This is a genomic window from Pseudomonas sp. DR48 (assembly GCF_019823085.1).
GTDB lineage: Bacteria > Pseudomonadota > Gammaproteobacteria > Pseudomonadales > Pseudomonadaceae > Aquipseudomonas.
The window spans coordinates 1,358,701-1,373,491 of the sequence record NZ_CP081946.1 but is presented as its reverse complement, the minus strand read 5'-3'; the positions used below and the strand labels follow the sequence as shown (position 1 = coordinate 1,373,491).

Here is a 14,791-nt window from a genome sequence, read left to right as displayed (position 1 = left end):
GCGTGGGAATGCCTCAATGGTCGCTCTGCGTCCGCTCTTGGGACGCAGAGCGTCCCGGGCTGCATTCCCACGCAGAGCGTGGGAACGATCATTGACCCTGCGGTCTTTGGGAGCTCCACCATGTTGAACACCCTTCTTCCAATCCTGTTGTTCGCTGCCCTGGGCCTTGCGGTTCTGGGCGCGTTGCGGCGGGTGGCTATGTGGCGCCGAGGCCGGGCTTCGAAAGTCGACCTGATCGGCGGCCTGTTCGCCATGCCCAAGCGCTACATGGTCGACTTGCACCATGTCGTCGCGCGGGACAAATACATCGCCAACACCCACGTCGCCACGGCTGGTGGTGCGGTGGCATCCATCGTGCTGGCGCTTCTGGTGCACGGTTTTGGCCTGCATAACCGCATCCTCGGTTATGCCCTGTTGCTGATGACGGCCGTGATGTTCGTCGGTGCGATCTTCGTCTACCTGCGTCGACGCAACCCGCCGGCCCGCCTGTCCAAAGGCCCGTGGATGCGCCTGCCGAAAAGCCTGCTGGCGTTCTCGGCGAGCTTCTTCCTGTTGACGCTGCCGGTTGCTGGCATCCTCCCGGAAAACTTCGGTGGCTGGGTGCTCGCTGCGATCCTCGGTGTCGGTGTGCTGTGGGGCGTTAGTGAACTGTTCTTCGGCATGACCTGGGGCGGGCCGATGAAGCACGCCTTCGCCGGCGCGCTGCACCTGGCTTGGCACCGTCGCGCTGAACGCTTTGGCGGCGGCCGCTCCACCGGTTTGAGACCGCTGGACCTCAACGATCCGAACGCGCCGCTGGGTGTGGAAAAACCCAAGGATTTCACCTGGAACCAACTGCTCGGCTTCGACGCCTGCGTACAGTGCGGCAAGTGTGAAGCCGCGTGCCCGGCGTTCGCCGCCGGCCAGCCGCTGAACCCGAAAAAACTGATTCAGGACATGGTCGTCGGCCTGGCCGGTGGCACCGACGCCAAGTTCGCTGGCAGTCCGTATCCTGGTAAAGCGATTGGCGAGCACGCCGGCAATCCGCATCAACCGATCGTCAACGGCCTGGTGGACGCTGAAACCCTGTGGTCCTGCACCACCTGCCGCGCTTGCGTCGAGGAATGCCCGATGATGATCGAGCACGTCGATGCCATCGTCGACATGCGCCGCCATCTGACCCTGGAAAAAGGCGCGACCCCGAACAAGGGTGCCGAAGTCCTGGAAAACCTGATCGCCACCGACAACCCGGGCGGTTTCGCTCCGGGCGGGCGGATGAACTGGGCGGCGGACCTGAACCTCAATCTGATGAGCGAGAAGAAATCCGTCGACGTGCTGTTCTGGGTCGGCGACGGTGCGTTCGACATGCGCAACCAGCGCACCCTGCGTGCCTTCGTCAAAGTGCTGAAAGCGGCCAAGGTCGACTTCGCGGTGCTCGGTCTTGAAGAACGCGACAGCGGTGACGTAGCCCGACGTCTGGGCGACGAAGCGACCTTCCAGTTGCTGGCCAAGCGCAACATCCAGACCCTGGCCAAGTACAACTTCAACCGCATCGTCACCTGCGACCCGCACAGCTTCCACGTGCTGAAAAACGAGTACGGCGCCTTCGATGGCAACTACCTCGTGCAGCACCACAGCACCTACATGGCCGAAATCATCGGCGCTGGCGCCCTGAACCTCGGCCAGCACAAAAGCAGCAGCGTCACCTATCACGACCCGTGCTACCTCGGCCGCTACAACGGTGAATACGAGGCGCCGCGTGAAGTGCTGCGCGCCCTCGGGATTGAAGTCAAAGAGATGCAACGCTCCGGTTTCCGTTCGCGCTGCTGCGGCGGTGGCGGCGGTGCGCCGATCACTGACATCCCGGGCAAGCAACGGATCCCCGACATGCGCATGGAAGACATCCGCGAGACGGGCGCTGAGCTGGTGGCCGTGGGTTGCCCACAGTGCACCGCAATGCTTGAAGGTGTGGTCGAACCGCGACCGCTGATCAAGGACATTGCTGAACTGGTCGCCGATGCGCTGCTCGAAGACGCAGCGCCGGGAAAGCCTTCGGCACCGGCCAAACGTGAACCTGCGGAGGTGCATTGATGAGCGACATTATCCGCCGCGATCCTCGCGCTGAATGGATCGCCCGCAACCGTCTGCACCCGCTGCACGCGGCCATGCAACCGGCGCAACACAGCTGGATGGGCCCTAACGGAGTCATCCGTAAAAATCTGCATGGCATCGGGTTTATCGGCCCCAATGGCATCAAGCGCATCGACCGCAGTGGCGCACAACAGGGCGGGGCGACCAAACGCTCGGCCGCCGTTGAGGTGCAACTGCCGCTGCATCAAGTGTCTGCGCCCGCGTTCTACATCAGCGTGGTGCCGGACATGGTCGGTGGTCGCTTGAGCAGCCACGACCGCGACTTGCTCGGCCTGGCGCATCAACTGGCCGGCAAGGACGGCGCGGTGTTGGCCGTGGTCTTCGGTGAACACAAAGAAAGTGCTTTTGCCACGGCTGGCGTCGATCGCTTGCTGGTACTGGAAGGTGACGAATTCAGCGGTTATGCACCGGAACAACGGGTCCAGGGTCTGCGGGCTGTGGATAACCAGTTCAGTCCGCGTCACTGGTTGCTGCCGGACAGCCGCAGCGGTGGTGGTGAGTTGGGCCGACGCTTTGCCGCGGCACTGGGCGAGCGCCCGGCCACGCGGGTCTGGCAGGTCAAGGATCAGGAATGCATCGGCCGCGCCGGTGCTGGCTTGCAGGACCTTGCGCGCCCGGTGGCACGCTTGATTCTGGCGGCTGCCGAATGCGCCGAACCGGTCAGTGAAACCCGTCATGAAGCGTTGCCGGTGGAGTTATCCACAGCCGTCGCACGCAGCCTGTCGCGCATCGAAGATCTGGGCGCGGTGGCGGTGGATCCGGCGGCGATTCCGATGGCCGAAGCCGAGTTCATCTTCTCCGGCGGCAACGGGGTCAAGGACTGGGGACTTTTCCACAGGACTGCCCAAGCCTTGGGCGCCACCGAAGGCGCCTCCCGCGTGGCGGTGGACGATGGCTTCATGGCGCGAGACCGTCAGGTCGGCGCGTCGGGCACCTGGGTGACCGCGCGGGTCTACGTGGCGGTGGGGATTTCCGGGGCGATCCAGCACCTGCAAGGCATCGGTGCCTGCGACAAGGTGGTGGCGATCAACCTCGACCCTGGCTGCGACATGATCAAACGGGCCGACCTGTCGGTGATCGGCGAAAGTGCCGAGATTCTTCAAGCCTTGATCGCGGCGGTAGAGGCTTACCGCAACGAAGCCAAGCGCGATGCGGCTTAAGGAAAGGAAAGGGTTATGAGCACGAAAATCATCAGCCTGGTGTCCATCGGCGCCCACCCGACCTCCGGCCGGCCGCGCCGCGCCGAGCAGGACGCCCGCGCCGTGGAACTGGGTCTGCAACTGGCTGGGGATAACTTGCAAGTGCTGCATGCCGGCGACGTTGCCGAGCCTGCATTGCGTGCGTACCTGGGCATGGGACTGGAGCAGTTGCATGTGCTTGAACAACCTGCTGGCGCCGATGCATTGCCGGCCTTGACCGCGTATTTACGCGACGCCGGGGCGCAGGTGGTGCTGACCGGCAGTCAGGCGGAAACCGGTGAAGGCTCGGGCATGCTGCCGTTCCTGCTCGCGGAAAGCCTCGGCTGGCCGTTGGTGGTGGGGTTGGCGCAAGTGGAATCCATCGACGGCAGTTCGGCCCTGGTGCTGCAAGCCTTGCCCCGTGGTCAGCGCCGTCGCTTGAAAGTGCGCCTGCCGTTTCTGGCCACTGTGGATAACGCCGCGCCGAAGCCTCGGCAGAGCGCCTATGGGCCGGCCCGGCGTGGTGTGTTGCAGGCGGACGAAGTGGAAGTCATCGACGATGAACTGCTCGCGGTCGCAACGCTGCAACCGGCCAAGCCACGGCCAAAGCGCTTGAAGGTGATCAAGGCCAAGAGCGGCGCGGACCGGATGAAAGCGGCAACGGCCAAGGCCAGTGGCGGCGGCGGTCAAGTGCTCAAAGGGTTGAGTGCCGAGGCGGGGGCCGAGGCGATTCTCAAGTTGCTGATCGAAGAAGGCGTGGTTCGCTAGCGGTCTTGTTGGGGGCAGGAAAATGGCAGTTGAGTTTCGTTCGGCGCGGCGCAGCGATGCGCGCGAGATTGCGCGTTTGTTCCAGATTTCATCAGAAGGCGCTGCGGATTACATCTGGAGCCAGATAGCAGAGCCGGGCCAGGATCTGCTTGACGTCGGTGCTCTGCGTTATGCCCGTGACGACGTGGACTTTTCTTATCAGAACTGCCTGATTGCCGAAGCCAACGGGCAGGTCATCGGCATGATGCACAGCTACATCATGCGTCACGATCCGATGGCGGCTCCCGTGACCGATCCGGTCCTGGCGCCCTACGCCACGATGGAGATTCCCGACACCCTCTACATTTCCAGCCTGGCGCTGCATGAAGAGTGGCGCAATCAGGGCCTGGGCAAGCAATTCCTCGCTTACGCTTACGACCGCGCCAACCAGTTGGGGCTCAATGGCTTGAGCCTGATCGACTACGCCGCAAACACCGGCGCCCGACGCTTTTACGAGCGGCATGGCTTTCGTGTCGTTGATACCTGCCAGATCACACCGCATCCGATGATTCGGGTCACGGGTGAGGCCTATCTGATGTATCGGCCGTAGTGAGCTACATTTCACTATGAGCTGCCCGGGTTCGCAGCAGCGCTAATTCATAAAACTCGTTTTCAAGAATGGGTTGACGATGGCAGCGGTCGGTCGGCGTCAGACAGGTCGGATCGGCGGCATCTCCCTAACGTCGTCTCTGCTGCTGTTTGCGTTTTGCCTGTGCGCAGCGCCTTGTTCGATGGCGCAGGCCGGCAAGGCATCGGTAGATTTCTACACCTGGCTGGCGTCTGAGCAGGGAAAAAAAGCTTCGCTGGCGCAAATGAGGCAGCAATGCGACGACGTGTCGGATGCTGGAAAAAACCTCGATTGCTCAGTGTCGGTTTTCGCCCGCATGTTCGAGGCGAAAGCGGCAAACCAGATTCCCGACTACTACCTGGCGATCAAGCGACGTCACGCCCAGACCATCGCTAAAGATCCCGAGCTCAATGCCCTGTTTTCCATGTTTGGTAACGAGTCCATCGCGGCGCTGCGCTCGGTCGGTGATTTTTCGGTGACCAGGTCCAGGCATCGCGAAGAGCTGGCGATTCATCCTTATCCCCGTGACGGTGATGTGACCGATGAGGTGTTTCCCTACATTGATGTCAGCGCGGCCAATGGCGCCTCGTCACGCTTCATTGTGGACACGGGAGCGCCGCAAACCCGCGTCAATATCGACACCGCGAAGCGGATGGGGATCACCTTGTTGGGCGACTCCCATTATGGCTACAGCACCTTTTACGGAGAGCATGGCCTGTCTGCCAAGCTTGGGATCTTCAAGTCCCTGAAGATCGGCGGAAGCGAGTTCAGGAATGTGCTGGTGTTCGTCAGCGACCGGGACAACTTATTAGGGCTCGATTTGATCGGTAAGCTGGGGCGCCTGAAAGTCACGAAAAAGACCTTGGTGCTCAATGCCGAGCCGCCAGAACGCTGTGACTCGAACATTACGTATGAGCGTATGGATATCAACCAGTGGCTGACCATCGCGGCACGCCTGGACCGCAAGGCCACATTGGCAATTATTGACACTGGCAACGTTGATTACCTGACGTCGGCCGCTCCGGGCAACAAGCCCATCAGCGTCGTCAATAACCCGCTCTATCAAACCTACAGGGGCGAATTGAGCCTGTCAGGGCACACCCGGCTGATCACTTACAAATTCTACCCGGACTTCACGATTCCGCCGTCCATGCTGCGCGGCAAGTACGTACCGTCGATTTTGTTCGGGTGGCGCGCATTCGATGACTATGAGTTGAATCTGGATCTCGACGCGGGTCGGTCATGTTTCAACAGGATCTGATCGCGCTTACCCACAATCCCTGTTAGCGCTTCTGTGGATAACATGTTTGCCCCTTGCTGCACCCCAGGTAAATAGGGGCGTGCAAGCCTTCGTACAAAAAATAACCAGGCTAACTTACGGTTTTTACTGGTTTTTTCCTGAGGATAAGTGTGTTCGCGCAAGCATAGTTGCCCCCAAAGTCTGTTGGCGCTTCTGTGGATAAGATGTTCGCTAACCGCTACAGGCCTTACAAACCGGGCCTGTCAGGGTTCTGATTAAAAAACGATCAAATCATCGGTTTGCACCGGTAAACACCACGCAAACCCCGATTTATCGCGGGTTTCAACGGTTTTCCACAGCAATGGTGAAGTTGCCCCCAAAGTCTGTTGGCGCTTCTGTGGATAAGGTGTTCGCCATCCTCTACAAGCCACGTATAACGTGCCTTTCAAGCTTTAGATCAAAAAACAACCAATGGCTGTTGAAAACCCTGCTTCTGGATAAGTCACGGATTTTCTTCGGTTTCTGTGGGAAAAATTTGCGCTGGAAACACACTTGTCCCCAATTGCTGTGGGTGGAGGTGTGGATAAGTTGTTTGCGGAAGGCTGGGAGCCACGTGCGGTATAGGCCTGAACGGAATAGATCATATTTCGTACAGTTCTAAATCAGGAAAGGGGGGGGTTGCAGGAGAGAAGGTGTGACAGGGAAGCCGCCATCGCGAGCAGGCTCGCTCCCACATGGGACTGATGGTGTTCACCTATTTAGTGAACGACATCAAACCTGTGGGAGCGGGCTTGCCCGCGATGCTGTTGAGGTTTTAGCCTTGAACCGGAACGCCTTTGAGGTACGGCGCAGGCTCAGCACCGAGGTTGTTCAGCAGGCGCTCGCTGTACCAGTCCACAAAGTTCACCACGCCAAATTCATAGGTCTTGGAGTAAGGCCCTGGCTGGTAAGCGGTGGAGTTGATGCCGCGCTGGTTCTCTTCGGCCAGGCGACGGTCCTCGTTGTTGGTTTCATCCCAAACCTTACGCATGCGTTCTACATCGTAATCCACGCCTTCGACCGCGTCCTTGTGCACGATCCACTTGGTGGTGACCATGGTTTCCTGCGCACTGATCGGCCACACGGTAAAGACGATGATGTGGTCGCCCATGCAATGGTTCCACGAGTGCGGCAGGTGCAGGATGCGCATCGAGCCCAGGTCAGGGTTCTGGATCCGGCCCATCAGTTTGTTGCAGGCTTGCTTGCCGTCCAGGGTCATCGACACGGTGCCCTTTAGCAGCGGCATGCGCACGATGCGGTTACGCAGGCCGAAGCTGGCGTGAGCGTATGGAATCTTCTCGGCTTCCCAGGCAGCGGCGGAGGCCGCGACGTGGTCCTTGAAGGCCTGATCGGCACGCGGGTCGGTGACGTCGTCCCATTCAAGCAGGGTTTTCAGCAGTGCCGGGTGCGACGCGTTGCAGTGGTAGCACTCGCGGTTGTTTTCCAGCACCAGTTTCCAGTTGGCTTTTTCGAACAAGGTGGTCTGGATGGCCACCTTGGTGTTTTCCATGTCGTACGGTTCCATGTAATGGCTCAGCGTCGACAGGAAGTCATCAATGGCGGGTGGGTTCTCCGACAGGCTGATGAAGATGTAGCCACCGGCAGTCTTTACGTTGACCGGTTTGAGGCCGTACTGCTTCATGTCGAAGTCGTCGCCCATTTCGGTGCCGGCGAACAGCAGGCGACCGTCCAGTTCGTATGTCCACTGGTGGTAGTGGCAAACCAGTTTGGCGACCTTGCCTTTTTCAGTGGTGCACAGCCGCGAACCGCGATGGCGGCAGACGTTGTGGAATGCGTGCACCACGCCGTCGGCGCCACGAATCACGATGATCGGGTTCTTGCCGACTTCCAGGGTCAGGAAGTTGCCCTTGGTCGGGATCTCGCAGGTCATGCCGGCGATCAACCACTCTTTCTGGAAGATTTCCTGCATGTCGATATCAAACAGCCGCTCGTCAGAGTAGAACGGTTGCGGCAGGGAAAAAGTACGCTCGCGCTCTTGCAGCATCTGCGCGGTGGCCTTGCGTGCGGGTTCCAGTGGATCGCCCAGGCTCAGGGTAGTGGTGACGTCCATCGTGTATTTCCTCAAGGCCATCTGCGTGGCCGCGAAAGTGGCTGATCAGGGTTGCTACGCAAGGTGTAAAGGTTGTGTCTTGGTATGGGGCGAGTGTGGGGCCGGCGCCGGGCAGAACCTTATCCACGAGCGACATGGCCCACTCTGTTCCCGACGCGCAACCCCCGGTAGTTGGGGGCTGGTCGCGATAAGTATGTGAATGTCGCAGATAGGTAAATGGGTGATTCGCGCTATACGCAGAATCGCCAACATAAGGCCGACCATCGGCGGTGGAGAACAGCATGTCCAACAGCTTCCTGAATCCGGTAACTACCCAGACCTGGGCCAATGGCCGCCACATTGTCCGTTGCGTCAAAGTCATCCAGGAAACCTGGGATGTGCGCACCTTCTGCTTTATGGCCGACCAACCGATCCTGTTCTTCTTCAAGCCGGGGCAGTTTGTCACCCTGGAGCTGGAAATCGAAGGCGTGCCGATCATGCGCTCCTACACCATTTCCAGTTCGCCATCGGTGCCGTACAGCTTTTCGGTAACGATCAAGCGCGTGCCGGGCGGCAAGGTTTCGAACTGGCTGCACGACACCCTGCATGAAGGCCAGGAGCTGGCCGTGCACGGACCGGTCGGGCTGTTCAACGCCATGGATTTCACCGCGCCGAAGGTTTTGTACCTCAGCGGCGGTGTCGGCATCACGCCGGTCATGTCGATGGCGCGCTGGTTCTATGACACCAACGGCAACGTCGACATGGTGTTTATCCACAGCGCCCGTTCGCCCAAAGACATCATTTATCACCGCGAACTGGAACACATGGCGTCGCGGATCGACAACTTCAGCCTGCACCTGATCTGCGAGAAGCATGGTCTGGGCGAACCGTGGGCCGGTTATCGCGGTTACCTGAACCATAAGATGCTCGAGTTGATGGCGCCGGACTTCATGGAGCGCGAAGTGTTCTGCTGCGGCCCGACGCCGTACATGAACGCGGTCAAGCGCATGCTCGAAGCGGCTGGCTTCGACATGAAGCGCTATCACGAGGAATCTTTCGGCGCGACGCCCCCGGAAGCCCGTGCCGATGCGGTGGAGCAAGCCGAACAAGCGGCGGATGCACCGGAAGTCGATTTGGCGGACCTGCATCAGGTCGAATTTATCTCCTCTGGCAAGAGCATTCGCGTGGCCCCGGGTGAAACCGTGCATGCGGCGGCGGCCAAGCTCGGCCTGCTGATTCCGAAGGCCTGCGGGATGGGTATCTGTGGCACATGCAAGGTGCTGAAGCTGGGGGGCGAGGTCGAAATGGACCACAACGGCGGGATTACCGAGGAAGACGAAGCCGAGGGTTACATCCTGTCGTGCTGCAGCGTGCCGAAGGGCGATGTGCGCATCGAGTTTTAAGCAACACCCTCTATCCTCTTGTGGGAGCGGGCTTGCTCGCGAAGGCGTCATTTCAGTCGACAAATATGTTGAATGAATAACCGCTTTCGCGAGCAAGCCCGCTCCCACAGAGGTGGTGTTTTCAGTCGACAAACAGGTCTGGCATCAGCGTGTCCGTCGAGTCCGGCTCAAACCGATACCCCTCAAACTCCGTCACTCCATGTTCCCGCAAAATCTCTTCATCTATCAGCAACCGCCCGGTAATGCTGCGATTGCTGCTGTCCAGAATGACGTGCGCCGCATCCGCCATGATTGCCGGCGACCGCGCATGCTTGAAGGATTCGCGTGAACCCAGCTGGAATTCGATGGCGGCGGTCGCAATCATCGTTTGCGGCCACAGCGAATTGACGCTGATGCCGTAGTTCTCGAACTCCTCGCTCATGCCTAGCGTCAGCATGCTCATGCCATATTTGGTCACGGTATAAGGGCTGTACTGGGCGAACCATTTGCTGGCCAGGTTCAGCGGCGGGGAGATGCTGAGGATGTGCCCGTGGCTTTTCTTCAAGTAGGGCAGGGCGGCCTGGCTGCACAGCAGCACGGCGCGGGTGTTGATCTGGTGCATCAGGTCGAAACGCTTGAGTTCGATGTGTTGAACTCCGGTCAGCTTGATCGCGCCGGCGTTGTTGATCAGCGCATCAATGCCGCCGAAATGTTCGTTGGCCTTGGCCAGGGCTTCACGCACCGCGATTTCATCGCGTACATCCACTTGCAGGGCCAACGCCTTGCCACCGGCTGCTTCGACTTCCTTGGCCACGCTGAAAATCGTGCCCGGCAATTTCGGATGCGGTTCGGCGCTCTTGGCAGCAATCACAATGTTGGCCCCGTCCCGCGCGGCCCGCAGCGCAATCTCACGACCAATCCCGCGACTGGCGCCGGTAATGAACAGGGTTTTGCCTTTCAATGACATGCGTACGCTCCTGATTATTGTTATCTGAGCGGATTAATGTAGACCAAGGCGTACGCCACGACTGATCGTTCCCACGCTCCGCGTGGGAATGCAGCCCGTGACGCTCTGCGTCACAACGTTATCCGGCATTGCATCAGCGGTGAGGCTGGAACGCGGAGCGTCCCGAGAGGCATTCCCACGCGGAGCGTGGGAACGATCAGGAGGTCTTAATACCACCGTTGAATCTCGATTAACCCTTCCATTCCTGCATAGTTCCTCGCGCTGGAATAACGCCATTGCTCCGGCAAGTCCACATACCCACGCTTCACCGGGTTGTAGTGAATGTAATCCAGCTTTTGTCGCATCACCGTTTCGCTGTACAGCATCTCTGCGTGTGAGCCTTCCTGCCAAAGCTGATAAACGCGATCCTTTTTGTGCGCTCGTTTACTGAAACGCAGGCGCTGCAGCGCACGCTCGGCACCTTTGCTTTGCAAATCATCGAGGATTTGTCGGGCAGTAAAGGACTTGAATTGGCTGAGGCATTTGTTGAGGTCTGGAGCTTCGGCAACGAAGTGGAGATGGTTCTCCAGGACCACATAGCCGTACAGCTTTAGACCTTGATGGGTTTGTTGATAGCGCCAGCAATTGAGCAGGTGGTCGACGATGTAGGGGCGGATGAACAGCGGCAGCCATTCCATTAGGGTGCAGGTGAGGAAGTGGGGTTTGTCGGGTTCGGTGATGGTGTAGCGGCTTCGGCCCATGAGTGCATTCCTTTGCAGGGGGAATGGCTAGGGTGAGCGCCTTGGTGTGATGGGTCTAGCAGACAGCGACGCGAAGCAAGTGGGAAATTGCGACACGCCCGTAATGATCGTTCCCACGCTCTGCGTGGGAATGCAGCCCGTGACGCTCTGCGTCACAACGTTATCCGGCATTGCATCAGCGGTGAGGCTGGAACGCGGAGCGTCCCAAGAGGCATTCCCACGCGGAGCGTGGGAACGATCAGGTGTGGAGTTAGTGGGACATCACTTCCCGGATGTCGGCCGCCAATTCGCGCACGCGTTCTTCTTCGGTGTCCCAGGAGCACATGAAGCGTGCGCCGCCGTTGCCGATGAAGGTGTAGAAGCGCCAGCCCTTGGCGGTCAGTGCGGCGATGGCCGGTTCCGAGAGTTGCAGGAACACGCCGTTGGCCTGCACCGGGAACATCAGTTCCACGCCGGGAATGTCGCTGACCAGTTCCGCCAGCAGTTGCGCGCAATGGTTGGCGTGGCGGGCGTATTTGAGCCAGGCGTCGTTTTCCAGAATCCCGACCCACGGCGCCGAGAGGAAGCGCATCTTCGAGGCCAGTTGCCCGGCCTGTTTGCAGCGGTAGTCAAAGTCTTCGGCCAGTTTGTGGTTGAAGAACAGAATCGCCTCACCCACCGCCATGCCGTTTTTCGTGCCGCCGAAGCACAACACGTCGACGCCGGCCTTCCAGGTCAGGTCCGCTGGCGAACAACCGAGGAAGGCGCAGGCGTTGGAGAAGCGCGCGCCGTCCATGTGCAGGTTCAGGCCCAGTTCTTTGCAGGTCGCGCTGATGGCGCGGATTTCTTCCGGGGTATAGACGCTGCCGACTTCGGTGGCCTGGGTCAGGGTCACTACGCGGGGTTTGGGGTAGTGAATGTCCTGGCGCTTGAGGGCGACCTCGCGGATCGATTCCGGGGTCAGCTTGCCGTTTTCGGTGCGGGCGATAAGCAGCTTGGAGCCGTTGGAGAAGAATTCCGGTGCGCCGCATTCGTCGGTTTCGACGTGGGCGGTTTCCGAGCAGATCACGCTGTGGTAACTCTGGCACAGCGACGACAGGGCCAGGGAGTTGGCGGCGGTGCCGTTGAAGGCGAAGAACACTTCGCAGTCGGTTTCGAACAATTTGCGGAAATCATCGGACGCGCGAGCGGTCCATTCATCGTCGCCGTAAGCGCGCTGGTGGCCGTGGTTGGCCTGTTCCATGGCAGCCCAGGCTTCAGGGCAGATACCGGAATAGTTGTCGCTGGCGAATTGTTGGCTCTTATCGGTCATGGCCCTGCTTTCCGTGATCGAGACGCTTATGGTGAAGCGTGTCGTGGTCAATGATGGTGCGCACTTTACCGAAGATCATCCGGCGAGCACACGGGATGCGTCTGACAGAACAATACAAAGACGACGGGCAATTATGCACATGACGCAAAGGGATAGGGCACTGGATCTTCTCAAGTGGATGGCGCTGTTGTGCATGGTGCTCGATCACCTGCGATATGTCGGTTATTCCGTCGATATCCTGTATGTGCCGGGCAGGTTGGCATTTCCGTGGTTTTGCCTGGCGATGGCGGCCAATCTGTCCCGTGCCCGGAGCCAGGCAACTGAAGGCCAGTGGCGTTATCTGGGTTGGTTGCTGCTGTTTAGTGCTATCAGCGAAATTCCCTACCGGATGTTCATACCTGATCCCGACACGTTGAACGTGATGCCTACCTTGGCGCTTGGTTTGTTAGTGGCACGTGGCTGGCAGGACCGAACCCTGCAAGCGCGTCTGTTTGCGGCAGGTGCGTTACTGCTGGCGGCGCTGTTTTCCGAGCACCTGATGTTTGGTCTGTTCGGCGTGCTGTTGCCGTTGGCGATGTTATGGGTGATCAAGCAGCCCTGGTATTTCAGCCTGTTGCCCGGGCTGGTGTGTCTGGCGGCTAATCAATGGGAGGTGTTGTATCAGGCCGCCCTGTTCGGTAACACGGCCGCCGCTCTCGGGATTGTCGCTTGTCTGATTGCGCCATTGCTGGGATTGGTCGTGTTGCGACATGCCAAGCATCTCAAGCCGCCACCGATGCGTCGTTGGGCGTATGTGCTCTATCCGCTGCATTTTCTACTGCTGTTACTCGTCCGCAATATCGCCGCCTAACCCTTGTGGGAGCGGGCTTGCCCGCGATAGCGGTGGGTCAGCCGACATCAATGGTGGATGTGACGCCGCCATCGCGGGCAAGCCCGTTCCCACAGGGGATCTTCGCTGAATCGAAGATTGAGTCCGGTCAGCCATTTCCTGCCATGTCGTAAACGCACCTTTGCGTGGCGTCCGTAGGCATTTGGCCTGTCTGCGCCGGTCATACCATCGCATTCAAAGGGCACTGTCGAAACACCGGTGCCTTACCGAGACGAATGGCGCATAGATGCCGCTGGGAGAGACGCGATGTTCAGCAAGCAAGACCAGATCCAGGGTTACGACGATGCACTGCTGGCGGCGATGAATGCCGAGGAGCAACGCCAGGAAGATCACATCGAGCTGATCGCGTCAGAGAACTACACCAGCAAACGCGTGATGGAAGCGCAAGGCAGCGGCCTGACCAACAAATATGCCGAAGGTTATCCGGGCAAGCGCTACTACGGTGGCTGCGAGCACGTCGACAAAGTAGAAGCCCTGGCCATCGAACGCGCCAAGCAACTGTTCGGCGCCGACTACGCCAACGTGCAGCCGCACTCCGGCTCTTCGGCCAACAGCGCTGTGTATCTGGCCCTGATCCAGCCAGGCGATACCATTCTCGGCATGAGCCTGGCCCACGGTGGTCACCTGACCCACGGCGCCAAAGTGTCGTCCTCGGGCAAACTGTACAACGCCGTTCAGTACGGCATCGACACCAAGACCGGCTTGATCGATTACGACGAAGTCGAGCGTCTGGCGGTTGAATGCAAGCCGAAGATGATCGTTGCCGGCTTTTCTGCTTACTCCAAGACCCTCGACTTCCCACGTTTCCGTCAGATCGCCGATAAGGTCGGTGCGCTGCTGTTCGTCGACATGGCTCACGTTGCCGGTCTGGTTGCTGCCGGTCTGTACCCGAACCCGCTGCCGTACGCCGATGTGGTCACCACCACTACCCACAAGACCCTGCGCGGTCCACGTGGCGGCCTGATCCTGTGCAAGGCCAACGAAGAAATCGAGAAAAAGCTCAACGCCGCCGTATTCCCGGGTGCCCAGGGTGGCCCGCTGATGCACGTCATCGCTGGTAAAGCGGTGTGCTTCAAGGAAGCGCTGGAGCCGAGCTTCAAGGCTTACCAGCAACAAGTGATCGACAACGCCCAGGCCATGGCCGGCGTGTTTATGAAACGCGGCTACGATGTAGTGTCCGGCGGCACCGATAACCACCTGTTCCTGGTCAGCCTGATCCGTCAGGGCCTCACCGGCAAAGAGGCGGATGCAGCACTCGGTCGCGCCCACATCACTGTGAACAAGAACGCTGTCCCGAACGATCCACAGTCACCGTTCGTGACCTCCGGCCTGCGTATCGGCACCCCGGCTGTGACCACTCGCGGCTTCAAGGTGACCCAGTGCGTTCAACTGGCCGGCTGGATCTGCGACATCCTCGACAACCTCGGCGACGCCGACGTGGAAGCGAATGTCGCGCAGCAAGTGTCGGCCCTGTGCGCAGACTTCCCGGTTTATCGCTGAGCGCGGTTTT

Annotated in this window: 12 protein-coding genes; 8 read left to right on the top strand and 4 right to left on the bottom strand. The window is 59.6% G+C overall.

Annotated elements, in window-relative coordinates; genetic code table 11:
- Positions 1-120 precede the first annotated feature (120 nt).
- The 5 genes from dgcB (at position 121) to K5K95_RS06305 (ending at position 5,944) form a co-directional block, all read left to right on the top strand.
- On the top strand, positions 121-2,070 hold the full coding sequence (gene dgcB / locus K5K95_RS06325) for a dimethylglycine demethylation protein DgcB (protein ID WP_222588768.1): 1,950 nt from the start codon (positions 121-123) through the stop codon (positions 2,068-2,070).
- Complete coding sequence (locus tag K5K95_RS06320; protein WP_222588767.1) at positions 2,070-3,290, top strand: electron transfer flavoprotein subunit alpha/FixB family protein; 1,221 nt, start codon at positions 2,070-2,072, stop codon at positions 3,288-3,290. Before dgcB ends, K5K95_RS06320 begins: the two co-directional genes overlap by 1 nt.
- A 15-nt stretch (positions 3,291-3,305) precedes the next feature.
- Positions 3,306-4,076, top strand: coding sequence for an electron transfer flavoprotein subunit beta (locus K5K95_RS06315; protein WP_208671112.1), 771 nt, complete (start codon positions 3,306-3,308; stop codon positions 4,074-4,076).
- A gap of 22 nt (positions 4,077-4,098) precedes the next feature.
- The gene (locus K5K95_RS06310; protein WP_222588766.1) at positions 4,099-4,665 is read left to right on the top strand and encodes a GNAT family N-acetyltransferase; all 567 of its coding nucleotides are present in this window, start codon (positions 4,099-4,101) and stop codon (positions 4,663-4,665) included.
- Positions 4,666-4,744: 79 nt separating this feature from the next.
- On the top strand, positions 4,745-5,944 hold the full coding sequence (locus tag K5K95_RS06305) for a retropepsin-like aspartic protease (RefSeq protein WP_222588765.1): 1,200 nt from the start codon (positions 4,745-4,747) through the stop codon (positions 5,942-5,944).
- 793 nt (positions 5,945-6,737) lie between these two features.
- Here the strand turns inward: K5K95_RS06305 and gbcA are convergent.
- Positions 6,738-8,033: a glycine-betaine demethylase subunit GbcA gene (gene gbcA, locus K5K95_RS06300; protein ID WP_222588764.1), complete on the bottom strand. Its 1,296-nt coding sequence runs from the start codon at positions 8,031-8,033 to the stop codon at positions 6,738-6,740.
- Positions 8,034-8,314: 281 nt separating this feature from the next.
- Here gbcA and gbcB point away from each other — a divergent pair, with 281 nt between their 5' ends.
- The gene (gene gbcB / locus K5K95_RS06295; protein WP_222588763.1) at positions 8,315-9,415 is read left to right on the top strand and encodes a glycine-betaine demethylase subunit GbcB; all 1,101 of its coding nucleotides are present in this window, start codon (positions 8,315-8,317) and stop codon (positions 9,413-9,415) included.
- Between the two features lie 121 nt (positions 9,416-9,536).
- Here the strand turns inward: gbcB and K5K95_RS06290 are convergent, their stop codons facing one another.
- The 3 genes from K5K95_RS06290 to K5K95_RS06280 all read right to left on the bottom strand — a co-directional run bounded on the left by K5K95_RS06290 (position 9,537) and on the right by K5K95_RS06280 (position 12,392).
- The gene (locus K5K95_RS06290) at positions 9,537-10,361 is read right to left on the bottom strand and encodes an SDR family oxidoreductase (protein ID WP_222588762.1); all 825 of its coding nucleotides are present in this window, start codon (positions 10,359-10,361) and stop codon (positions 9,537-9,539) included.
- Positions 10,362-10,567: 206 nt separating this feature from the next.
- A complete protein-coding gene (locus K5K95_RS06285) occupies positions 10,568-11,101 on the bottom strand; it encodes an REP-associated tyrosine transposase (RefSeq protein ID WP_222588761.1) in 534 nt (177 codons plus the stop codon).
- A 250-nt stretch (positions 11,102-11,351) separates the two neighbouring features.
- The gene (locus K5K95_RS06280; protein WP_010467030.1) at positions 11,352-12,392 is read right to left on the bottom strand and encodes a low specificity L-threonine aldolase; all 1,041 of its coding nucleotides are present in this window, start codon (positions 12,390-12,392) and stop codon (positions 11,352-11,354) included.
- Between the two features lie 133 nt (positions 12,393-12,525).
- Between K5K95_RS06280 and K5K95_RS06275 the strand changes: the two genes are divergently transcribed.
- Together K5K95_RS06275 and glyA are read left to right on the top strand one after the other, a co-directional pair.
- Positions 12,526-13,242: a TraX family protein gene (locus tag K5K95_RS06275; protein WP_222588760.1), complete on the top strand. Its 717-nt coding sequence runs from the start codon at positions 12,526-12,528 to the stop codon at positions 13,240-13,242.
- 285 nt (positions 13,243-13,527) lie between these two features.
- Positions 13,528-14,781, top strand: a complete 1,254-nt coding sequence (glyA, locus tag K5K95_RS06270) for a serine hydroxymethyltransferase (RefSeq protein WP_222588759.1) — start codon at positions 13,528-13,530, stop codon at positions 14,779-14,781.
- Positions 14,782-14,791: the final 10 nt, after the last annotated feature.